This is a genomic window from Mobiluncus curtisii ATCC 43063, from assembly GCF_000196535.1.
Classification (GTDB): domain Bacteria; phylum Actinomycetota; class Actinomycetes; order Actinomycetales; family Actinomycetaceae; genus Mobiluncus; species Mobiluncus curtisii.
The window spans coordinates 368,033-389,532 of sequence record NC_014246.1 but is presented as its reverse complement, the minus strand read 5'-3'; the positions used below and the strand labels follow the sequence as shown (position 1 = coordinate 389,532).

At 51.7% G+C, this 21,500-nt stretch carries 27 protein-coding genes; 25 read left to right on the top strand and 2 right to left on the bottom strand.

The features are described 5' to 3' along the window. Entirely contained in the window at positions 1–285 is a 285-nt protein-coding gene (rpsQ, locus tag HMPREF0573_RS01635; protein WP_004008341.1) for a 30S ribosomal protein S17, read from the top strand. A 182-nt stretch (positions 286–467) separates the two neighbouring features. Beyond that, positions 468–1,613 (top strand): MalY/PatB family protein, encoded by a 1,146-nt coding sequence (locus HMPREF0573_RS01630; RefSeq protein WP_236589531.1) that lies wholly within the window; start codon positions 468–470, stop codon positions 1,611–1,613. Positions 1,614–1,759: 146 nt separating this feature from the next. Here the strand turns inward: HMPREF0573_RS01630 and HMPREF0573_RS01625 are convergent, their stop codons facing one another. Continuing rightward, the gene (locus HMPREF0573_RS01625; RefSeq protein ID WP_236589533.1) at positions 1,760–2,221 is read right to left on the bottom strand and encodes a hypothetical protein; all 462 of its coding nucleotides are present in this window, start codon (positions 2,219–2,221) and stop codon (positions 1,760–1,762) included. Between the two features lie 354 nt (positions 2,222–2,575). On the opposite strand from HMPREF0573_RS01625, the gene HMPREF0573_RS01620 reads away from it, so the two are divergent. The 5 genes from HMPREF0573_RS01620 (at position 2,576) to HMPREF0573_RS01600 (ending at position 9,085) form a co-directional block, all read left to right on the top strand. Continuing rightward, positions 2,576–4,318 carry an ABC transporter ATP-binding protein/permease gene (locus HMPREF0573_RS01620; RefSeq protein ID WP_013188712.1) on the top strand — a complete coding sequence of 581 codons (1,743 nt, stop codon included), beginning with the start codon at positions 2,576–2,578 and terminating at the stop codon, positions 4,316–4,318. Beyond that, positions 4,315–6,060: an ABC transporter ATP-binding protein gene (locus HMPREF0573_RS01615; protein ID WP_036324988.1), complete on the top strand. Its 1,746-nt coding sequence runs from the start codon at positions 4,315–4,317 to the stop codon at positions 6,058–6,060. The genes HMPREF0573_RS01620 and HMPREF0573_RS01615 overlap by 4 nt, the downstream gene beginning before the upstream one ends. A 199-nt stretch (positions 6,061–6,259) precedes the next feature. Further along, positions 6,260–7,273 carry a FecCD family ABC transporter permease gene (locus tag HMPREF0573_RS01610; RefSeq protein ID WP_004010039.1) on the top strand — a complete coding sequence of 338 codons (1,014 nt, stop codon included), beginning with the start codon at positions 6,260–6,262 and terminating at the stop codon, positions 7,271–7,273. Positions 7,274–7,292: 19 nt separating this feature from the next. Further along, on the top strand, positions 7,293–8,312 hold the full coding sequence (locus HMPREF0573_RS01605; RefSeq protein ID WP_236589535.1) for an ABC transporter substrate-binding protein: 1,020 nt from the start codon (positions 7,293–7,295) through the stop codon (positions 8,310–8,312). After that, the gene (locus tag HMPREF0573_RS01600) at positions 8,309–9,085 is read left to right on the top strand and encodes an ABC transporter ATP-binding protein (protein ID WP_004010037.1); all 777 of its coding nucleotides are present in this window, start codon (positions 8,309–8,311) and stop codon (positions 9,083–9,085) included. The genes HMPREF0573_RS01605 and HMPREF0573_RS01600 overlap by 4 nt, the downstream gene beginning before the upstream one ends. 138 nt (positions 9,086–9,223) lie before the next feature. On the opposite strand, the gene HMPREF0573_RS01595 is transcribed toward HMPREF0573_RS01600, so the two are convergent. After that, positions 9,224–9,712 (bottom strand): beta-class carbonic anhydrase, encoded by a 489-nt coding sequence (locus HMPREF0573_RS01595; RefSeq protein WP_004008333.1) that lies wholly within the window; start codon positions 9,710–9,712, stop codon positions 9,224–9,226. Positions 9,713–9,946: 234 nt separating this feature from the next. On the opposite strand from HMPREF0573_RS01595, the gene rplN reads away from it, so the two are divergent. The 18 genes from rplN to rpsM all read left to right on the top strand — a co-directional run bounded on the left by rplN (position 9,947) and on the right by rpsM (position 21,496). Further along, positions 9,947–10,315, top strand: coding sequence for a 50S ribosomal protein L14 (rplN, locus tag HMPREF0573_RS01590; RefSeq protein WP_004008332.1), 369 nt, complete (start codon positions 9,947–9,949; stop codon positions 10,313–10,315). Next, entirely contained in the window at positions 10,315–10,689 is a 375-nt protein-coding gene (gene rplX, locus HMPREF0573_RS01585; protein ID WP_004008331.1) for a 50S ribosomal protein L24, read from the top strand. Before rplN ends, rplX begins: the two co-directional genes overlap by 1 nt. Then, positions 10,689–11,249: a 50S ribosomal protein L5 gene (gene rplE / locus HMPREF0573_RS01580; RefSeq protein WP_004008330.1), complete on the top strand. Its 561-nt coding sequence runs from the start codon at positions 10,689–10,691 to the stop codon at positions 11,247–11,249. Before rplX ends, rplE begins: the two co-directional genes overlap by 1 nt. Before the next feature lie 2 nt (positions 11,250–11,251). Continuing rightward, complete coding sequence (locus tag HMPREF0573_RS01575) at positions 11,252–11,437, top strand: type Z 30S ribosomal protein S14 (RefSeq protein WP_004008329.1); 186 nt, start codon at positions 11,252–11,254, stop codon at positions 11,435–11,437. Positions 11,438–11,491: 54 nt separating this feature from the next. Beyond that, the gene (rpsH, locus tag HMPREF0573_RS01570; protein ID WP_004008328.1) at positions 11,492–11,890 is read left to right on the top strand and encodes a 30S ribosomal protein S8; all 399 of its coding nucleotides are present in this window, start codon (positions 11,492–11,494) and stop codon (positions 11,888–11,890) included. A gap of 12 nt (positions 11,891–11,902) precedes the next feature. Next, the gene (rplF, locus tag HMPREF0573_RS01565) at positions 11,903–12,436 is read left to right on the top strand and encodes a 50S ribosomal protein L6 (RefSeq protein WP_004008327.1); all 534 of its coding nucleotides are present in this window, start codon (positions 11,903–11,905) and stop codon (positions 12,434–12,436) included. Between the two features lie 2 nt (positions 12,437–12,438). Further along, entirely contained in the window at positions 12,439–12,810 is a 372-nt protein-coding gene (rplR, locus tag HMPREF0573_RS01560; protein ID WP_004010322.1) for a 50S ribosomal protein L18, read from the top strand. A 14-nt stretch (positions 12,811–12,824) separates the two neighbouring features. After that, on the top strand, positions 12,825–13,565 hold the full coding sequence (gene rpsE / locus HMPREF0573_RS01555; RefSeq protein ID WP_004008325.1) for a 30S ribosomal protein S5: 741 nt from the start codon (positions 12,825–12,827) through the stop codon (positions 13,563–13,565). After that, a complete protein-coding gene (gene rpmD / locus HMPREF0573_RS01550; RefSeq protein WP_004008324.1) occupies positions 13,565–13,750 on the top strand; it encodes a 50S ribosomal protein L30 in 186 nt (61 codons plus the stop codon). Before rpsE ends, rpmD begins: the two co-directional genes overlap by 1 nt. Beyond that, entirely contained in the window at positions 13,750–14,292 is a 543-nt protein-coding gene (gene rplO, locus HMPREF0573_RS01545; protein WP_004008323.1) for a 50S ribosomal protein L15, read from the top strand. Before rpmD ends, rplO begins: the two co-directional genes overlap by 1 nt. A gap of 120 nt (positions 14,293–14,412) precedes the next feature. Then, a complete protein-coding gene (secY, locus tag HMPREF0573_RS01540; protein ID WP_004008322.1) occupies positions 14,413–15,708 on the top strand; it encodes a preprotein translocase subunit SecY in 1,296 nt (431 codons plus the stop codon). Beyond that, positions 15,705–16,286 (top strand): adenylate kinase, encoded by a 582-nt coding sequence (locus HMPREF0573_RS01535; RefSeq protein ID WP_004010324.1) that lies wholly within the window; start codon positions 15,705–15,707, stop codon positions 16,284–16,286. Before secY ends, HMPREF0573_RS01535 begins: the two co-directional genes overlap by 4 nt. A 4-nt stretch (positions 16,287–16,290) precedes the next feature. Further along, positions 16,291–17,160, top strand: a complete 870-nt coding sequence (gene map, locus HMPREF0573_RS01530; RefSeq protein ID WP_004008320.1) for a type I methionyl aminopeptidase — start codon at positions 16,291–16,293, stop codon at positions 17,158–17,160. 167 nt (positions 17,161–17,327) lie between these two features. Beyond that, positions 17,328–19,655 (top strand): hypothetical protein, encoded by a 2,328-nt coding sequence (locus tag HMPREF0573_RS09805; protein ID WP_236589537.1) that lies wholly within the window; start codon positions 17,328–17,330, stop codon positions 19,653–19,655. A 65-nt stretch (positions 19,656–19,720) separates the two neighbouring features. Beyond that, entirely contained in the window at positions 19,721–20,389 is a 669-nt protein-coding gene (locus HMPREF0573_RS01520; RefSeq protein WP_013188708.1) for a S26 family signal peptidase, read from the top strand. Between the two features lie 190 nt (positions 20,390–20,579). Then, positions 20,580–20,801, top strand: coding sequence for a translation initiation factor IF-1 (gene infA / locus HMPREF0573_RS01515; protein ID WP_036324108.1), 222 nt, complete (start codon positions 20,580–20,582; stop codon positions 20,799–20,801). Positions 20,802–20,824: 23 nt separating this feature from the next. Next, the gene (gene rpmJ, locus HMPREF0573_RS01510) at positions 20,825–20,938 is read left to right on the top strand and encodes a 50S ribosomal protein L36 (protein ID WP_004008316.1); all 114 of its coding nucleotides are present in this window, start codon (positions 20,825–20,827) and stop codon (positions 20,936–20,938) included. 183 nt (positions 20,939–21,121) lie between these two features. Then, positions 21,122–21,496 (top strand): 30S ribosomal protein S13, encoded by a 375-nt coding sequence (gene rpsM / locus HMPREF0573_RS01505; RefSeq protein WP_004008315.1) that lies wholly within the window; start codon positions 21,122–21,124, stop codon positions 21,494–21,496. Positions 21,497–21,500 lie beyond the last annotated feature (4 nt).

Here is a 21,500-nt window from a genome sequence, read left to right as displayed (position 1 = left end):
ATGGCAGACGAAACTATGACCACCGAAACGACCGAACGCAATCACCGTAAGGTGCGCCGCGGCTACGTGGTGTCCGATCGCATGGAAAAGACCATCGTGGTTCAGCTCGAAGACCGCGTGAAGCACCCGCTTTACGGCAAGGTCATGCGTAAGACCAAGAAGGTTACGGTTCATGATGAGCAGAATCTCGCCGGTATTGGCGACTTGGTCGTCATCATGGAAACGCGCCCGCTGTCCAAGACTAAGCATTGGCGCCTCGTGGAGATTGCCGAAAAGGCTAAGTAATTCTCCACAACTCAAACTCGGTTGAGGTCTTTAATGAGACCTTTCAATCTGGATAAAGGACGCGGCCCGGATACATTATGTGTCTGGGCTGCGTCCTTATTTACGCCGCAGTGGTCTGCCTAGGAGTTGAGATTGTGATGCAAGTCATCGTCTCGCAGGTCTCGTCCGCTTAGAATAAAGACGTGATAGCATTACCGTCTTTAACTGATTTGAAAAATTCGCGCAGCCTGAAATGGAGCGCCCATCCTGGAGCCTTAGGGATGTGGGTCGCGGAAATGGACTTTGGGATTGCCCCAGGAGTTCGAGCAACTTTGCAGTCTGCCCTAGATGACACGGTTACCGGTTATACTCCGGTAGGTCTTTCTCAGCAGGTTGGTCAGGCATTGCGCGAGTTCTATGCGGATGAGTTTGGCTGGACTATTCAGCCCGATGCGGTCGGCGTGGCAGCCGATGTTTTGTCAGTGCTGCAAGCCGTGGTGAGCATCCTTCCTCCCCAGGCTCCGGTAGTCGTGCCTACCCCGGCATACATGCCATTTTTGACTTTGCCCCAGGATCAGGGTCACGAAGTCATCCAAGTTGCGTCTCTCTATGATGCGGCTACAGGTAAATACCAGCTGAATTTGGAGGGTATATCGCAGGCTTTCGCTACGGCGGAAAGCGGCGGGCTGCTGGTCCTGTGCAATCCGTGGAATCCCGTGGGGAAATGTGTCAACGCTGACGAAATGTCCGGGTTATGCACTATCTTGGAACAAAATCCCCACGTTTTAGTGTTCTCAGATGAGATTCATTCTCCGCTGGTCTTGGACGGGAAGCTTCATCCTTTTGCCAATTATTCCGATTTGGCAGCCTCCCGAACTGTGACTGCATCCGCCGCCTCAAAAGGGTGGAACATCCCTGGTTTGCACTGCGCACAATGGATCATTCCTGATGAATCGCTGCGGAAACGTTTACGTACCCCACTGCAGGTCTTTGCCTCGGGCGCGACCCCGTGGGGAATGCTGGCTACGATTAGCGCTTTCCGTGACTGTCGCAATTGGCTGGGGGAAGTCAAGGCTCAGATTGTTGAGAATCGGGAACTTGTCCGCAACTGGCTGACCAATCACGGCGAGCACTTCCGGGTGTTTCTCCCGGAGGCAACTTATCTGTCCTGGTGGGAAACCGATGGAATTCTCGGAGATTGTCCCGCCCGGACTCTGCAGGAGCGCGGTCTAATTGTTAACGACGGTGCGGATTTGGGTACGGGCTTTGAAAAAGCTTTCCGTTTGAACCTGGCGACTACCCCCGAAGTGCTGCACGCTGCTTTGAACCTTATCGGAGCGCGTGGTTAGACCAGGCGGAGCCAGTTCAGGTGAGTTCATTGTCACGATACGATACTGGCTGCATTAATATCGCGGAGGAAGGCTTTAAAAACTCTTGGTGGACCTCACCCGCGGGTAAGGTCCACCAAGAGGATTAGTTATGAAATTGGGCAGTTTTAGATTGCACTGAAGAGGGGCATTAGTCCCGCGCTCATATCGCTCATATCGTTCGTATCGTTAGCCATTTGCATGAACGCCATCCCTCCTACGATTATCATGGACATTGAGATAGCAAAGCTAACGATTCCTATAATTGTGAGCACCATCGCGACAAGTGTCCACACTTTTAGTCTAGAGGTTGGCTCCATATTCTGTTCTAACATCTCTTTTTTCGCCTTGCTGCCCAGATACCAAGCGATAGGCGAAGTAACCCAAAAGAATATGCCGATAATAGCCAGTACCATTACGGTCTGTTCCTGGGGATGCTCATAAGGGCGGGCGAATTGACCGGGCATGGGCTGTCCCGTTGGCTGCCCCAGAGGTTGTCCAGGCATTGGTTGCTGCCCCATCGGCTGACTGGGTTGAAAACCGGGAACCTGACTGGGATTGCCTGGTGGGGACTGATAAGGATTGGACATACTTCCTCCTACAAAATAAGTAAAAACACCAGGTCAAATTTATCAGGAACGGTTCGCATAGCGCTACCGTTTAGGGGATGGCTTTGTACGTCTAGTGCATTCCTTATACAGGAGAATTTTAAAAAGGTGCACGACCACTGAATTTGTTTTTCACATGGATACCCAATATTTTCTTGCCTTCTATCGGTCCTTGTTGACTGTTGGCATATTCATTCAACCTATTGAAATTGGCTTGGCAGCGCCAGAAATTGCCCCTTACACAAGAGACTCCAATCGCTTTATTTGTTATGTTAGGCTAACCTAAGTAAGCTAGCGGATTTAAGGTGCGTGCGACAACAGAGATGAGGGAGATGTATGCCTAACGGTGAGATTCTCAAATTGGGACGTGCAGGATGGATTCCTATGTGTGCCGCGTCTCTTTTCGGGTTACTTCACTCAGCAGTGACTCTTAGCCTTGCCTGGGTTATGTCAAGAATTTTTGCCACCCTTTATTCTGGTGAGTATTCACATCTGGTCGTGTTGCTGGGTGTTCTTGCAGTACTGCTACTGGTGCGCCCTGCGATTGCGCTGGGCAAGGAACTTCTTGTAAGTTTGATTGGCAAGACCGTCAAAATAGATGTCAGGCTCAAGCTGCTCCAACACTTGAATAACATTGGACCTTTTGGCTTATCATCCAAGCGCACTGGAGAAGCTGAAGCATTAGTCACGGACGGTGTTGAACTTCTCGAAGATTACTATGGCAGGTATATTCCCCAAATCGCTGTCACTGTGGTGACAGCGATTACAGTGCTCATTTTGCTGTTTCAGCTGGATTCACTTGTGGCATTCATCGGTGCAATTGTGGTAGTCCTGACACCGACTCTTCCAAAAGCGTGGAACAAGGTGCTTACCCGCCGGGGATACCGGCATTGGGAACAATATTCCCAGATGAATGCGGAAGTAGTTGATGCCATGCAGGGCATGACGACGCTGCAACTTTTTAACGGGGTCGAAGAACGGCGTGAAAAAATCGTTTTCACCAGTCAGAAGCTTTTGTCAACAACTCTTTCGCAGATGCGTATCTCGCTGCTTGAGTCAGCGCTGTCGTCTTGGGTTGTGTATGGCGGTCCGGTGATGGTTCTCGCGCTCGGTGTCCACCAAGCAGCACAAGGAAACATAGCTGTAGACTCTCTGTTCTGGTGCATGTTCTTAGGCGTAGAACTATTCCGTCCTTTCCAAGATCTCAGCGTCAATTGGCATGCCGGCTACCACGGCTATTCAACTGCTCAGAAGGCGCTTAGCTTACTAAAGGCTCCGACTCCTGATGACTCCAGTCTGCCCCAAGAGCACCGACCGCGCACTACAGAAATCCAATTTAATGACGTTTCCTATCGGTACTCTTCAGCGCTACAAGACGCAGTCAGCGACATTAACTTGGAAATACCGGAAGGCGAAACCCTCGGACTAGTAGGGCAATCTGGTTGTGGAAAATCCACAATGCTTGGTATGTTGCTACGCTTTGGCGATCCCAGCAGGGGGAACATTCGCATAGGAGGAGTTGATCTACGAGCACTTTCACGTGACGATAGGTGCTCTTTGATTACGCTTGTGCCACAAGAGCCTGTAATTTTTGATGGCACCATCGCAGACAATTTACGTGCCTGCGCGCCGAATGCCTCGGATGAGCTTCTTAAATCCTTGTGTCTGTCGCTAGGTTTGGAAGATATCGCCCCAATAGACACTTTGCTGGACTTCAGAGTGGATGAGCGTGGTAGCGGTGTTTCTGGTGGCCAGCGCCAAAGGGTGGCAATTGCTCGTGCTTTGCTTAGAGAAACGCCTATTTTGTTGCTGGATGAAGCAACCTCGGCTCTCGATGCAGAGACAGAACGATTGACTTGGCGTGCCATTGATAATCATCGCAATAAATTAGCCTCTAAAGGTCGCTCGTTGACGATTATCTCGTCTGCTCATCGTTTGGAATCAGTTCGCGCTGCAGACAGAATCGTAGTTCTTTCTGCGGGAAAAATTGTGGAAATCGGTAATCATGACAGTCTCATGCACCAAGGAGGCACTTACGCAATGTTGGTTGCTACGTCCGAAGAATTGGTGCAATCATGAAACAAATTTTGTATAGAGACGCATTCGGACCAATTCTTCGACTGCTGCCAGGGCTATCACGTTACAAAAAACATGAAGCGCTTATTTTTGTTATGTTATTAATTCATCGCATTTGCGTTACGGCAATCAACGTTATGAGTGCTGCATTAGTGTCGCGCATTCTAATACTTAGAGAAGTCGATCAGCTGGCTTGCTGGATGTTGATTTCATTGGGGTTGCTGGTTCTCTCCGTGGGACTGAGTTGGTGGCTCGATATGTGGTTTGCTCATGTCTATAGCTACAAAATCATCGCAGATCTTCGCGTCGATTTGTTTGATGCAATCAACCGTATTAGTCCCGCAGGGCTACGTCACAGAAAAACTGGCGACGTTGCCGCCGCGGCTATGTCAGATGTAGAAATTACCGAGTGGTTCTATGCCCACACTGTGATTGATTTTCTGGCTACACATGTGGCTAATTTAATCTTTACCATTGCAATGATTATTCTCGTGGGACCGTCAGGTCTTATCTTGCTGGTTGTTACTACTTTGATTTTGCTGGTTCCGATTCTCACTTTAACATTGCAGACCAAGCAAGGAGACAACATTCGGCGTAGTCTTGCAAATCAAAAAGGGCGCTGCTTGGAGATGATTCAAGGTTCTCGCGAAATCATGAGTCTCGGTCTGGCTAATCTCCAGTTAGATGCTATTCGTGACTCTACTTTGGAAGTCCAACGTCATAAGCGCAGTTACTTGATTCGGTCTGGTATAGAAATCGCGGTATCCCAGCTAATGATTTCTGCTGCCACTATTGGTGCCTTGGCATGGCTGCTGGGGTTGATGCATTCTGGGAAAGTTAACCTCGCCTCTATCCCTCCAGCCATGATGTTGCTAAGTGCGTCGTGTATTGCTGCTCTCAGCATCTCTTCGATGCTCCGCAAACTCGGCGAAGTTTCTGGGGCAACCAGCCGATATTTTGAGCTAATTGATAAACCTCGACAGGTCCATGATCATGGGAATACGGCAGAATTTACTGACGGCTTGCTGAGTTTGGAATTTAGAGATGTATGCTTTCAATACGATCAAGCTAAGGTAATAAATGATTTCAGCTTGCTCATTCCCGCAGGCTCGTCAGTGGCGCTGGTAGGGCGCACGGGTGCCGGAAAATCTACATTAGCTGCGTTGGTCGTTCGGTTATATGAACCACAATCCGGAGAAATTTATATTGACGGCAAGAGAATAGATTCAATTCCTCTGAAGCAGCTGAGACAGCTGGTAACGCTTGTTCCGCAGCATCCCTACATTTTCAGAGGTACTATTCGCGACAATTTGCTCATGGCTAAACCCAGCGCTTCTGAGGATGAACTATGGCAATCGCTTAAAATTGCCCAAATTATGGACACTATACGGAATCTGCCCAAACAATTAGACACTGTAATTGGAGAACGAGGCGCAACGCTTTCAGGGGGTCAGCGTCAACGCCTCAGTCTAGCTCAGGCGTTCCTGCGTAACTCGTCTATTGTTATTTTTGATGAATCTGTATCCAATCTTGATCCGAAACTCGAGCAAGAACTAATTGAGGCAAGCAGATTTATCTATGAAGGGCGCACCACGATAACCATAGCCCATCGTCTTTCCACGATTAAATCAGCTGACTGCGTGGCTTTTCTCCATGAAGGTAAGTTAGCTGCTTTTGGTCCCCATAGTGAATTAATTCAGCATTGTGAACCATATCGAGAGTTTGTAGCGCCTACTTCTGCGTAGGTTCACGAATAGCAGATATTGATTGGGCATTTTTGTCACCTGTTTATTAAGGGAAGTAACACCACCCCATGAAGGAACTGTAACTGTATATTTCGGGCGGAGCTGCAGATGGCAAGTGGATTCGGGCAATTGTTCAAGTAGGTGTCGGCATGGTAGTCTACACCCTAAGGGTAGGCTAACCTAACAGAAAGTTAAGTCATTGAATAGGCGTGCGAGAATTTGGACTGCGACTCTGGGAGCTCTGACTATTGTTTCTGTCGTTCTTGCCATAGGGGTAGGTCCGGCTTCTGTTAGCCCCGCGGCTACTCTCGACGTTATATTGTGTAAGCTCTCGGGAAACTGTGCGGGTGTTCCTCAACGCGACATGGTTATTGTCTGGGATATACGAGCACCACGGGTAGTTCTGGCTGGCTTGGTGGGGATGGGGCTCTCGATTTCTGGAGCTGTAATCCAATCAGTGGTTAGAAATATCCTGGCTGATCCGTACTTGCTCGGAATTGCCTCTGGGGCATCAACCGGGGCTGCAACTGTAATGGTGTTTGGGGCAGTTGGAATATTCGGGTTAACTCTGGGAGCCTTTGCTGGGGCGCTCATTTCAATTTGCGCTGTCTTTCTGTTAACTACCGTAGGTGGCGTTCTGACCGCGGAGAGGGTTGTGTTCGCTGGCATAGCCGTAGGTCTATTCATGAGTGCGCTAACAAATTTAGTGGTATTTTTCTACGGTTCGCAGGCTTCAGCTCACGCGGTAATGTTCTGGATGCTAGGTTCATTGGCCTTAGCGAGTTGGAATCAGTTACCTATACCTGCTGTCATCACGTTGCTTACTATTGCTATATGCGTTTCGCAAGGTCCACGTCTTGATGCAATTTCACTGAGCGATGATACAGCCAGAGCATTGGGATTCAATCCACAAACCTTGCGATACGTAACGATAACGGTGATAGCGGGATGCGTTGCATCTTTGGTAGCAATCTCTGGAGCTATTGGATTCGTAGGGTTAGTCGTTCCGCATATCGCGCGGCATCTTGTCGGTGCTACTAGTCGCAGTGTAGTTCCCACCGCAGGAACCCTGGGGGCGCTTCTTCTTATATGGGCTGACGCCGTAGGCCGGGTCGTATTTGCACCTCGAGAATTACCGATAGGCGTAATTACAGCATTGGCAGGTACGCCATTACTCATGCTTTTAATCAGGAAACAGTACAAATTCTCATAGACATACAGAAAGGAAAACAATGAGATATAAAACACTAGGAGCACTGGTTGGTGCTATTACGCTGCTCGCTTCGCTAAGTGCCTGTGGAGATGCAAGCAAATCTGAGTCTTCAGCATCAGGGGAAAATAATCAGAGTACCAATTCTGTTTCTTACCCCTTAGAGGTTGATTCATGTGGCAGGAAAGTAACTATTGAAAAAGAGCCCACGAAAGTAATGTCCATCGGGGTAGCTTCTGGAATATTTGCTGCGAAAGTTGCCAAGAAAGGTCAATTCGTCCTGCGGTCAGGAGAGCTGGGCGAAAAAAATCCGTTAGCAGACGAGTACGGCGCTGAACTGTGGGATGAAGCTAGCCCTTCAACAGAGGGTATTATCGAAAAGGGTGTTGATTTAGTTATCGGTGACTTGTACGGTAAAGCCGATCCCGATAAGCTTGCTGCGGCGGGAATTCAGATGTACATACCGAGCGTATTATGTCAGCACGCCAAAGAAGAAAATCCGGATTTGGTTAAAGGTGATGTTTCACCAGTAAAGCTAACGGATGTTGAAAACGATATTCAGGAACTTGGTAAAATATTAAATAACCCTGATGCGTCAGGAAAAGCAGTTCATGAATTCGACAGCAAGTATAAAGAAGCTAAAAATACCATCAAAGATAGCGGTAAGTCAGCCGCATTCTTGTTCTATTTCTCTGAGCAGTACCCGGTTATGTCTGTAGGCGAAGGTGGTATTGAGGGCGCGATTATGAGGGAATTAGGTTTAAAGAACATTTTCTCTGACCATAAAGAAGCCTACTTGGAAGAAGTTAGTTGGGAGGCTGTTCTGCAGGCTAATCCCGACGTGATAATTATAAAGTACGGCAGAACAGGCTCAACTTTTGAACAGGACAAAGCACGACTTCTCAAAGAGCCAGGGGCTGATACCTTAACTGCAGTCAAGAATGACAATATTATCGGCATTGCGAATCGTGAAACTTGGCCCTCGCCTGAAATCGCTACAGGAATGCTTGAACTAGCCAAGAATATTAATAAAATCAAGTGAACACCTACGATTGCAGGAATATAACCTTCTCGTACCAAGGGACCGTTAGCGGTAAACCGCTGCTTGACGATTTATCGCTAACGGTCCCTACGGGGATTACGCTTGGAATTATCGGACCAAACGGTTCAGGTAAATCGACTCTCATAAAGTGTTTGTATAAGTCGATTATCCCACAGAAAGGTACTATAAATTTTAACGGTACGGATTTAAATCAAATCAGTACCAGACAACTATCGAAGCTCCTTTCAGTGGTGGTACAGTCGGAGACGGCAGCTCTTCCTCTAACCGTTAGAGAATATGTTGAATTAGGGAGAGCTACGTACCACAATGCGTTTGAGGGCTATTCATCTCAAGATGCTGAAATCACCAATTCAAGCATGGAAATGCTGGGTCTTTGCGAATTGGCAGATGTTCCAATAACTAGAGTTTCTGGAGGAGAACATCAACGTGCCAAGTTAGCGAGAGCGCTCTGTCAATCTACCTCGGTTATGCTACTTGATGAGCCGACCAATCATCTGGACATATATTTCCAGCATCAAATTCTAAAAATCGTCAAGAAGCGCAATCTTTCAGCAATAGTAGTTCTGCACGATTTAAACCTAGCTGCGATTTATTGTGAATTAATTGCAGTATTGAATAAAGGCAAAATTGTTGCCCTGGGCAAACCAGAAGATGTACTCATTCCGGAAATCCTTGAAGACGTGTACCGTGTAAAGGTGCAGCGCATAGATACCAAACACGGGGTACAGCTTCTGTTATTACCAATGAACTAATATGCTGTATGAAACTGTTTATGAACTAAAAATCGGATTTCTGTTTAGCGAGTAGTTTTGGTGTTGACTAGGTCTTGCAGGTGTAGTCTCCGAAAGGCGGGCATCGTCTTCGGAGCTACCGACTGCGCCTGTCGTGATTCAACACGCTTGGGTGACTTGTCCGGTCTCTACGTCGTACATAAACCCGCCGACTTCGGCAAACCCTTTAATCAGGGCGTGATTGCGTAGCGTCTCTACGTCATCGCGCAAATGTTGAGCTTGGTTTGGGTCAGCCCCGAACACCAAATCCCCAACGGGTTGACCTGCATGTGCGACTACATCTCGTTGAAATCCTGCCTCGTCAATGGAAGCCATGGTGCAACGGGTATGCTCTAGCACCATAATTCGATCCACATTAAGTTTATGGACTGCGGCGATGGCTCCCGCCAAGGTATTGGGGCTCAAAAATCCGCCGGGAGTGCGCAGAACTTTGGCTTGACCGACGTTGAGCCCGAAAATCTCAAGAGGATCAAGTCGGGAATCCATACAAGTCACAATCAGTAGTCCATGCGCGGGAGCTCCGGGAAGCCCACGGTAGGGAAAATTCTTCGCGAATAGAGCATTAGCTTGCAGCAAATCATCAAACACATTTTTAGCTTAGCGTTTTTGCCGTGAGGTGGATGTCAGTTCGGCTGTAGTTTGCTACTCCAGTCGATAAATACTAGACTTGGAGGGTTGCTTTTGGCTGAGACCTCTCACAAATGTGTCTGTGTCAGCCAGGGGTTTCAATTCCGCCTGTTCGAGGTGGGATTTTTGTGCCCTCGCAACGCAAGATAGGTTCGGCAAGGCTCTATTGAGAACCGGCCAGACGAAGGAGAAAAGATGATTCAGCAGGAGTCGCGACTGAAGGTCGCCGACAACACGGGGGCTAAGGAAATCCTTTGCATTCGTGTAATGGGCGGCTCGAAGCGACGCTACGCCGGCATCGGCGACACCATTGTCGCGACCGTCAAGGATGCTATCCCTGGCGGTAACGTGAAAAAGGGTGAAGTCGTCAAGGCTGTCGTAGTCCGCACTAAAAAGGAAACCCGCCGCAAGGACGGTTCCTACATTCGTTTCGACGAGAACGCCGCTGTCATCCTCAAGAACGATGAGGAGCCGCGCGGCACCCGTATCTTCGGGCCCGTCGGGCGTGAACTTCGTGAAAAGAAGTTCATGCGCATTATTTCACTCGCCCCGGAGGTGATCTGATGGCAGCAAAGTTGAAGGTTGGCGACGAAGTCGTGGTCATTACTGGTCGCGACAAAGGAAAGCACGGCCGGATTCTGCAAATTGACCGGAAACGTGAACGTGTAGTGGTCGAGGGCGTCATGATGATGAAGCACCACAACAAGGCGGGACGGACTCAGCAGGGTCCGACTGGTGGCATCGAGACAAAAGAAGCCTCCATTCACATTTCCAATGTGATGTACTACGAACCCGCGGCTGCCAAAGCCAAGCTCGGCAACACGACCAAGAAGATTGCGGGTACCCGTGTGGGTATGCGTGAAGAGGTCGTAGAGCGCGACGGTAAAGAAAAGACCGTCCGCATTCGCGTGTCCAAAGCTACCGGGAAGGATCTGTAATGGCAGAGGAAAATTACACCCCGCGGCTGAAGACCAAGTACCGCGAAGAAATTAAGGGTCAGCTGCTCAAGGAATTCCAGCACCAGAACGTTAACCAGGTTGGCGGCTTGGAAAAGATTGTCGTGAACATGGGTGTGGGTGCTGCTGCGCACGACCACAAGCTCATGGAAGGCGCTATCTCTGACCTGTCAATCATTACCGGTCAGAAGCCCGTGGTTGACAAGGCTCGCAAGTCTATCGCTCAGTTCAAGTTGCGTGAAGGTTCCCCGATTGGGGCACACGTTACACTGCGCGGTGACCGCATGTGGGAGTTCCTCGATCGTTTGCTTTCCACGGCTTTGCCGCGTATCCGCGACTTCCGTGGTTTGAGCTCCAAGCAGTTCGACGGTCACGGAAACTACACTTTCGGCTTGACCGAGCAATCTGTGTTCCATGAGATTGACCAGGACTCCATCGACCATGTACGGGGGATGGACATCACGGTCGTAACCACCGCTGCTACTGATGACGAAGGCCGAGCACTGCTGAAGTACCTCGGTTTCCCGTTCAAGGAGGATTAAGAATGGCAAAGACCGCTTTGAAGAACAAGGCAGCGCGCAAACCCAAGTTTGCGGTGCGTGCCTACACTCGGTGCCAGCGCTGTGGTCGCCCACATTCGGTGTATCGCAAGTTTGGCTTGTGCCGTATCTGCCTGCGTGAGATGGCCCATAATGGCGAGCTCCCCGGCGTTAAGAAGTCTTCCTGGTAAACACATTAAGGGGCAGGTCGATTACGAAACCGCCTCAGAAAGGGCCCAAGCCCAATGACAATGACTGATCCTATAGCAGACATGTTGACACGTCTGCGCAACGCCAGCTCGGCGTACCACGAGTCGGTATCTATGCCGTACTCGAAGATGAAGGCCGCTATCGCGAACATTCTTCAGACTGAGGGTTACATCAAAGACTACGAGGTCGAGGAAGCGCGAGTCGGCAAAACTTTGACGCTCAACTTAAAGTATGGCGCCAAACGTGAACGCGCGATTTCCGGAGTGAAACGCGTCTCTAAGCCCGGTTTGCGGGTGTATGCAAAATCCACCAAACTGCCGAAGGTCCTGGGCGGTCTGGGCGTAGCGATTATTTCGTCCTCGTCCGGTATGCTCACTGACCGCGAGGCAGCCGACAAGGGTGTAGGCGGAGAAGTTATCGCCTACATCTGGTAAAAGGAGGCTGACATGTCGCGTATCGGTAAGATTCCGGTGGAGATTCCCGCCGGTGTGGAAGTAAATATCAATGGACAAGACGTTTCCGTCAAGGGTCCCAAGGGTACCTTGGCTCTGTCCGTGGCGAATCCGATTTCCGTGCAGGTTGACGGTTCGACCGTGGTCGTGACCCGTCCTAATGACGAACGTGAGTCTCGTTCACTGCACGGCTTGACCCGTACCCTCATTGCCAACATGGTAGAGGGTGTCACCAAGGGATACGCCAAGGTTCTGGAGATTCAGGGCACTGGTTACCGTGTCAATCAAAAGGGCGCTGGACTGGAGTTCCAACTCGGATTTTCGCACCCCGTCAATGTGGAACCCCCGGAGGGCATCACGTTCAAGGTCGAAGGTAACCGGGTTACCGTCGAGGGTATCTCGAAGGAACTGGTCGGCGAAGTCGCCTCGAATCTGCGCAAGATTCGTCCCCCGGAGCCTTACAAGGGCAAGGGCGTACGCTATCTTGGTGAAAATGTTCGCCGCAAGGTCGGAAAGGCAGGTAAGTAATCATGGCTTATTCTGTAAAGGGTAAAGGCAAGAGGCTGTCGCGTATGCGTCGCCACCAGCGGGTTCGTAAAAATATGTTCGGATCTGCGGAAAAGCCGCGTTTGGTCGTAACCCGTTCTAACCGACACATGGTCGCTCAGCTTGTCAATGACTACGAGCACAAGACTATCGTGAGCGCTTCTACGATGGAAGATGCCTTGCGTAGTGCTCAGGACAACAAGGTCGCCAAGGCGACCGAGGTCGGCAAGTTGATTGCACAGCGCGCCAAAGCCGCTGGGATTACTCAGTGTGTGTTTGACCGCGGTGGAAATATGTATCACGGTCGCGTTGCGGCTGTGGCTGAAGGTGCCCGCGAGGGCGGACTGAGTCTGTAAGGGAAGTTGAGAAAATGGCTGAACAAGAACAGCAGATTACAGGCGAGACCGCAGACTCTGCGGACCAGACCACGAACCTTGGCGCTAACGACGCCCAGGACCGTGGCGGTCGCCGCGAGCGCCGCGGAAATCGCCGTGAACGCGATGACCGCCGTGACAATCGTCGTGGCGGCAACGCTGATGACAAATACATCGAACGTGTGGTAACCATCAACCGCGTGTCCAAAGTGGTAAAGGGCGGTCGTAACATGTCCTTCTGCGCTCTGGTCGTGGTTGGCGACGGTGAAGGTACCGTCGGTGTTGGTTACGGTAAGGCAAAGGAAGTTCCGGCAGCGATTGCTAAGGGCGTGGAAGAGGCGAAGAAGTCCATGTTCCATGTTCCGATGATTCGCCACACTATCGTGCACGAAGTCCTCGGTGAGGACGCTGCGGGCGTAGTGTTGCTGAAGCCGGCTTCTCCCGGTACCGGTGTAATCGCTGGTGGTCCGGTGCGTGCGGTTATGGAATGCGCCGGAATTCGTGACGTTTTGTCTAAGTCTCTGGGCTCTGACAATGCGTTGAACATCGTGCGCGGTGCCGTGGCTGCCTTGAAGCAACTCGAGCAGCCCGAGGCTGTCGCGGCTCGTCGTGGTTTGCCGCTGGAGCGTGTTGCCCCTGCCGGTATGCTGCGGGCTCGCGCCGAAGGCGAAGCTCAAGTGCGCGCCGAAGCGGTTAAAGCCGAGGCTGAATTGGCTGCCGAAGGAGTGAGTGCGTAATGGCTAAGAACCTGAAAATCACTCAGGTGAAGTCCACGATTGGTTCCTCGCGAGATCAGCGGGCGACTGTGGCAACCCTGGGATTAAAGAAAATTCGTCAGTCTGTGGTGCGACCCGATAATCCTGCCGTGCGCGGTCAGATTCAAAAGGTGCGCCACCTAGTAAGTGTGGAGGAGGTCGACTGATGAGCGAGAGCGAAAAAGAAGAGACCGCAGCGGAAAAGTCTGCAGCAAAGAAAGCTCCGGCCGCTGCTAAAAAGGCAGCTGCTAGCGATAACGTTCAGGTGACTTACCTGCACCATTTGCGTCCCGCGCCGGGCTCTAATAAAGCCAAGACTCGCGTCGGTCGCGGTGAAGGCTCTAAAGGTAAGACTTCGGGTCGCGGCACCAAAGGTACCAAGGCACGTTACCAAGTGCCTCTGGGCTTTGAAGGTGGTCAGATGCCGATGCATATGCGCTTGCCTAAGCTGCGCGGCTTTAAGAACCCCTTCCATGTCGAGTATCAGGTAGTGAACCTGGATCGCCTGTCTGAAGTGTTCCCTGAGGGGGGCGCTCTGACAGTTGACGACCTGGTTGACAAGGGTCTGGTCCGCAAGAATTGCCTGGTTAAAGTGCTGGGAACCGGTGAAGCGACAGCCAAGTTTGACTTGACTGTAGATGCCTGGTCCAGTTCCGCTAAGGCAAAGGTCGAGGCACAAGGCGGGTCTTTGACCGCACGCGTTCGCTAAGGATTACGGCGGGGTACAACATCGTACCCCGCCGTTTCCACCATTTCTCTTGAACCGGTATCATGTTTAGCTAGGAAGTGAGCTGCGCTCACGGACTTGCCGAAATTCTTTGGAGGACATTTGTTTACCGCTTTTATTCAGGCTTTCAAAACGCCTGATCTTCGTAACAAGCTGTTGTTCACCTTCTTTATCATGGCTCTGTTCCGCTGGGGTTCGTTTATTCCCCTGCCGGGTGTTGACTACGCCACGTTAAAGTCGGTCATCTCTGATGTTCAGAACAATGGGTCGCTGCTCGACTTGGTGAACATGTTCTCCGGTGGCGCTTTGTTGCAGCTGTCCGTTTTTGCCTTGGGTATCATGCCTTACATTACGGCGTCGATTATCATCCAGCTGTTGCGCGTAGTCATTCCTCGTTTTGAGGATTTGCACAAGGAAGGTCAGACCGGTCAAGCAAAGCTGACCCAGTACACGCGGTACTTGACTATCGCTCTGGGCGTCCTGCAGTCGACTTCCATCATCACCGCTGCTCGCACCGGCACGCTGTTTGGGCGAGCTTCAAATCAAAAGATTATCCCCTCGGATTCCGCCTGGATTTTCATCCTCCAAATTTTAGTGATGACGGCGGCTACCGGCTTGATTATGTGGATGGGTGAGCTGATTACCGAAAAAGGTGTCGGCAATGGTATGTCGATTCTGATTTTCACCTCTATCATCGCTAACTTGCCGCGAAAGCTGTTCGCCATCGCTGGTGGTAATGGCGGTATTCAAAAGTTCTTGGCAATCGTTACTCTGATTCTGTTGGTGACGCTGGCTGTGGTTTATGTGGAACAGGCAATGCGTCGCATCCCGGTACAGTATGCCAAGCGCATGGTGGGGCGCCGGATGTACGGCGGCACCACCACCTACATTCCGCTGAAGATTAACATGTCTGGCGTTATCCCGGTCATCTTTGCGTCCTCGATTCTGTCCCTGCCAATGATGCTGGCACAGTTCGGTGACCAAAATGCCAAATGGATTCAGTGGATTAGCATGAACTTCCGTTCCAGCTCCTGGTTCTACCTGGTTATTTATGGCTTGCTGACGTTTGCGTTCGCGTTCTTTTATACTTCGATTACTTTCAACCCCGAGGAAGTCGCGGACAACATGAAGAAGTACGGCGGTTTCGTACCAGGTCTGCGCGCAGGTCGTCCTACGGCTGATTACCTGCACTATGTGATGACTCGTATCACTACGGCAGGTGCAGTCTACTTGACTATTGTGGCTCTGGTCCCGCAGATTGCGATGGTTGCCATGAACGTGCCACAATTGCCCTTCGGTGGTACTACAATTCTGATTATTGTCGGCGTTGGTCTACAAACGGTGAAAGACATTAACGCCCAACTTCATCAGCATCACTACGAAGGATTCATGGCATGACGACAAATTTGGTGATTATGGGCCCTCCCGGCGCGGGTAAAGGGACCCACGCCAAAGAGATTGCGACACATTTTCATATCCCCTGGATTTCTACCGGCGATATTTTCCGTAAGCATAAGGCGGAAAAGACCGAGCTGGGCAAACTTATTGAGTCTTATATTGACAAAGGTGAGTTTGTCCCCGATTCGGTTACAGACCGGATTGTCTGTGAGCGTATCAGCCAGTCTGATGCTACAGCCGGATTTCTGCTCGATGGCTATCCTCGTTCCATTCCCCAGGCGAAAGTCCTCAAGGCTGTCCTGGCTGAAGCTAATGAGCGGGTAGATGCGGCGATTTATCTGGATGTTAGCGCTGCCGAGGTAAAACAACGTTTGCTGAAGCGTGCTGAAATTGAGGGTCGTACTGATGACACACCCGAGGTCATCGACCACCGTCTCGAGGTGTTTTTCGAAGCTACACAGCCCCTGCTGGACTTTTATGAGCAGGAAGGCGTGCTGCGCAAGGTCGATGGGGAAGGCACCATTGCTGAGATTGCCCAACGCTTGCTCACCGTGATGGAAGAAATCGAAAGGAACTAGCTCGGTGTCAGTCCAAGACCGGCGCATTGAGATTAAGTCCACTAATCAAATCCTCAAAATGCGTCGCGCCGGAATGGTGGTAGTCGCGATTCACCAGGCTCTGCGCGAGGCTTGTGAGCCAGGTATCACTACCGGGGAGCTGGATCAGATTAGCGCTGCCGTCATCAAGCGCATGGGCGCGAAGTCGAACTTTTTGGGTTACGGTGGCTTTCCCGCTACCGTGTGTATCTCGATTAACGAAGAGGTAGTTCACGGGATCCCGGGGAATCGGGTGCTGCAATTTGGCGACTTGGTGAGTTTTGACTGCGGTGCCTACATCACAGATGACGCTTCGCGCCAATGGCACGGAGATGCTGCCTTTTCGATGATTTGTGGCGGTGAAACGCATGCTCGCCCCGATGATTTGCAGCTGCTTTCCACGACCGAACGTGCGTTGTGGTCAGCCATAGCCGCCTTGGCGAACGCGAAATATCTGGGTGAGATTGGCGATGCCGTTGAGAAAGTTGTGGCAGAAGATACGCTCCGTTACGGCTGGGAGCCAGGCATTGTGGAGGAGTACGTGGGACACGGTATCGGCACCGCCATGCACCAGGCTCCCGATGTGTTGAACTATTCCACACGCTCTCGGGGACCAAAGATTAAACCCGGTATGGTGTTGGCTATCGAGCCTATGTTGACCCGAGGAGGTTCTGTCACCAAGGAACTGTCCGATGGCTGGACGGCGGTCACCGTCGACGGGTCTAGGGCTGCTCACTTTGAACATACGGTGGCAGTTTTACCCGGTGGGGTGTGGGTTTTGACGGCTCCAGATGGAGGACGAGCCGGACTGGCTCCCTTTGGGCTTTCTCCGCGAGCGATAGCACCTCGAGGTTGAAGTTTTCCCAAGTTTTGCTAGGTAAGCCTCTAATTCCCGTGATTTTGAGCGAAAATCCGCTTTTATTGGTAAGTTTTGTCGTTAGATTTAGGTTTCACTGGGGGTGCCTAATATAGAATAATTAGAGCTGTGCCGTCCGGCACCGTGAATGGCAAGGAGAATACAACGTGGCTGAAAGCAGCAACCCCGCAATCCCCTCTCGTTTCAACATGGGAGTTCAGAGGTTTTCCCGGTTTGTGCCCGAAGATGATGGGTATCGTCCCCCGACGTTGACGGCTCAAGGTCGTGAGGACGTGGAGCGCTTGCGGGCGAAAGTACGCAAACATAATCCCGGCTACATCTATACGAACGGGGTTTCTTTGCCGTCCCAGCTGCCTAGCGTGCCGGAATTGTTGGACGAACTCGCCAGCCACGTGCGTTCTGCCCGCAGCGACCATGGAATTCCAAATACGCCCTTGCCCGAGGTTGAAACCTCCGAACTTGCCAAGGCAGGTTTTGACTGGAAGGCTATCGCGGATTGCGCTATCGAGGCTCTCGAAACGGGTTCACGCCGACCGCTGCCACTGGCTAACGATCCGTCCGCAGCAGAGATTCCCGGTCTGAATATCATTGCGGCAGCGCGGGCAGCGTCCCCTGCAACTCCAGCTTCGCAGCCACCTGCTGAGCCCGAATCGGAGACTTTACCCACAGAAACTTCTGCCAGCGAATCTGACCAGCAGTCTAGCGAGGCACCCGAACCGGAATCATCCACAACTCCGACAGATACTCCAGCAGACGTGACCGAACCTTCGATTCCCGAAGACGAGACACCGGTAGCGCCTGCCCAGCAGACAACGGTGGCTGAGACCCCGATGCCAGAAGAATCCGTACCTTCGCCCGAAGAATCGGTGGCTGGCGTGGAACCTGCCCCGGAAACGGCTCAGCCTACGCTTGACCACGAGTCGCCCGTTACCGAGGTCCCGGTCGTCGAACAGGCTGCACCCAGCTCTGTTCCAGAGCCTGCAGAAGTTGCCGTCAGCGACGCTGAAGCGGTTGAGGTAACTGAGGAATCGCCTGCACAGAACCCCGATGTACAGAGTCCCGAGGATGCTGTGGAACATCCGTCCGCGGAACTTACCGAGGAACAGCCTGTTGAGGTGGCGCCCGAGGAGCTTCCCGTTGCAGAAACAGAAACTGAAATCGCGGACGAGACTCTCTCCGCAGAGCTTTCTGCCGCAGAAGACCTGGTCAGTGAACGTGTCTACGACGATAACGTGCTCGAAGCGGAAGGAAATGACGATGAACGCTTCGTAGGTGACGTGGAAGGTGAGATGGCACATTGGGTCGTCAATCCTGAAGAACCTGAAGAAGTCTCGATGGCAGCGGAGGAACCAGCCACAACGACAGATGAAACCGTGACTGCTGATGAAGTTGTGGCGACAGAAGAGCTATCCGCAACCGACCTTGTGACCAATTCTGAGCAAACCGCAGCGTCCCCAGATTCGCAAGTTGCTGAGGAACTACCTCCCGCCGCACTGCTGGAGGAAACGGAAATTAATGAGCCACTGTTGGAGACAGAACTGACTCAGCAGGATGCCGTCTCCACCGCGCCTGTGGCGGAAGAGGAACTTGAGGTTGCCGAAGAACCTCCCGCTGCAGAGGCAGAACAGCCTGCTGCCGCGGAAACTGATTCCACCGTGGAGCCCTCCGAGGAACTCTCTGCGGAACTTCCCGAGGGACTTCCAGAAGAACTTTCCGAGATGGCGGCTCCAATCACCGAGACGGAAGATGCCTTCGTAGAGACTGACGTTGACTTGGGGGATTTAGATTTTGGTGATTTGGATGATTTAGCCTCCGAGATTGAGCCGGTTGACACGCAGACTATGCCAGAATCCGGTCATCCCGAACAGGTTGAGGAATCTGTTGCTGATGGGCCGGCGGATACCGCTGAATCAGAGGAAGAACTCCCAACTGAACAGCTTGAAGATACCGAAGCCTCCGCAGAAACGGCTTTGCCTGGCAGCGAGGCCATTGGGATGGAGGAGCCTGCGGCAGACTTTGCCTCAGATCCAGAGTTGGTAGACCAGGATGAAATTGACCTGGGGGATTTTGCTGATACAGACTCCGAAGTTCCGACAGAGCTGCCCGTTGCTTCCTCAGATGAGCTGACTGAGAGCGATGTCGCTGAGGGATATGCAGAAACTGCGGTTGACGCTGCGGACCAGCCTTACTGGGGGGAAAACGCCGAGGAAATGCTGACCCAAGTCGATCAAACCGAGCCGGTTTATTCCGAAGAACAGGTACCTTTCGATATTCCTCAGGTGCAGGGCGACATTCCCGAAGCGATGCAAGAGGGATACCCCGAATGGGACCCGACCGCTGACGCTGAAGAAATGCCCGGAGCCGATGAAGAATTGTTTGCGGCAAAGTACGAAGCGGGAGAATACGAGACACAGCCCGTCAAACAAGGGTTCTTTTCGAGACTTTTTTCCAAGAAGTCAAAGAACGCCGGTTGAAGGACCATACGCAGAAGCTAATAACAGGTAAAATACCAGTACGCTCAGGGAGGTGAGCCCAGTATATGACCGTGCAGTCTAACCGCATTGTTTCGCTGCTAAACAAGCAGTCGCAGCACCCTCTGCGCAATGCAATTATTTTCATGATTGGCTGGGTCATCCTCATCTTGGTGGGCGTGGTCTTTATCGTGACCACAGTGATTCCGCGGACTCAAGGTTATGTCGCCACCGTGGTTCCCGACGACTCTATGAGTCCGACGTTATCCCGGTCAGATTTGCTGCTGTTCCAAAAGATACGCCAGGAGGGCGCGCAAAAGCTCAACCCCAATGACATCATCGCTTACCAGCCCACCGAAGCGGTGAAATATAAGATTGCGCGAATCAGCGAAGTCATGGGGACCGGTAAAGACATGCAGTTTGGGGTGAAGTTTGATAATCCTCAGGCGGAATCTAGTGATGGAACTGTGACACTGGATATGGTGCGGGGGACGTTGCGTTACAAGGTGCCATTCTGCGGTACCGTAACCCCGTTGCTTCCACCTCCGGCGGTTTCATACATGCTGATTTTTGTCGCCCAGTTGCTGCTGATTTATGCCGGATGGCAAATCGGTACGTCTATGATTAATGCCCGCGACCCGCAGCGTCAGGCACGCGCAGCGCGACTGCGGACTGCCGCCCTAGCCGGGAACTTGGAGACCACACGCCAGCGGTTGCGCCGACAAGGTCTTAAGTAGCCTGCCCCAGAGGCGTCCACGGTTTCTCCGCGCGCGGCAATGTCCTGCCGTTACGGAGAGACTTTCAAATTTGGTGTTCTTTGAATAAAAGGTTTAGAATCAACTTTTGGACTGTCTGATGGCAGGAATACCTGTCTGAGGATAGAGTCTGATGATCCAAAAGACATTTTGCGGAGGATTGGTTAGCCCTATGGGGAAAAAAGACGGAGTCATCGAGGTTGAAGGTACGGTAGTTGAGGCCTTGCCCAACGCGATGTTCCGGGTGCAACTGGCCAACGAACACGTGGTTTTGGCGCATATTTCAGGAAAAATGCGCCAGCATTACATCCGTATCCTGCCTGAGGATCGCGTGGTAGTCGAGTTGAGTCCTTACGACCTCACTCGAGGCCGTATCGTGTATCGCTACAAGTAAAATGGCCTAACTCGGAGGAAAAAATGAAGGTTAACCCCAGCGTTAAGCCCATCTGTGATAAGTGCAAGGTAATTCGCCGGCACGGTCGCGTGATGGTGATTTGCGAAAACCCGCGTCACAAGCAGCGTCAGGGCTAAGTCCCGACGCGTTGCTCTCGACGCATGACCCGATTTGGGTCAAGCACCCGCCAGCGGCTGGTCGTGTACCTGTTGTTTCAGGTGTAACGAGCGCCGTAACCCTCGGTATCAGGGGCCGAGGCTACGCTACTGAAAGCGTGGAAGGTCGGGTGACGGCCTCTGACAAGAATACAGGAGAAATACATGGCACGCCTGGTAGGTGTGGATTTGCCGCGCGAGAAGCGCATGGAAATCGCTTTAACATATATTTACGGGATTGGACGTACCCGTGCGACGGAAACCTTGGCAGCGACCGGTGTGAGTCCGGATACGCGAGTCAAGGATCTTACCGAAGACGAATTGATTGCCCTGCGCGATTTCATTCAGGCCAACTACAAGGTCGAGGGTGATTTGCGTCGTGAAGTTGCTGCCGACATTCGCCGCAAGATTGAAATCAACTGCTATCAAGGGCGTCGTCACCGCGCGGGCTTGCCGGTTCACGGTCAGCGCACCAAGACTAATGCGCGTTCTCGCAAGGGACCCAAGCGCACCGTTGCTGGTAAGAAGAAAGCGAAGTAAGGGG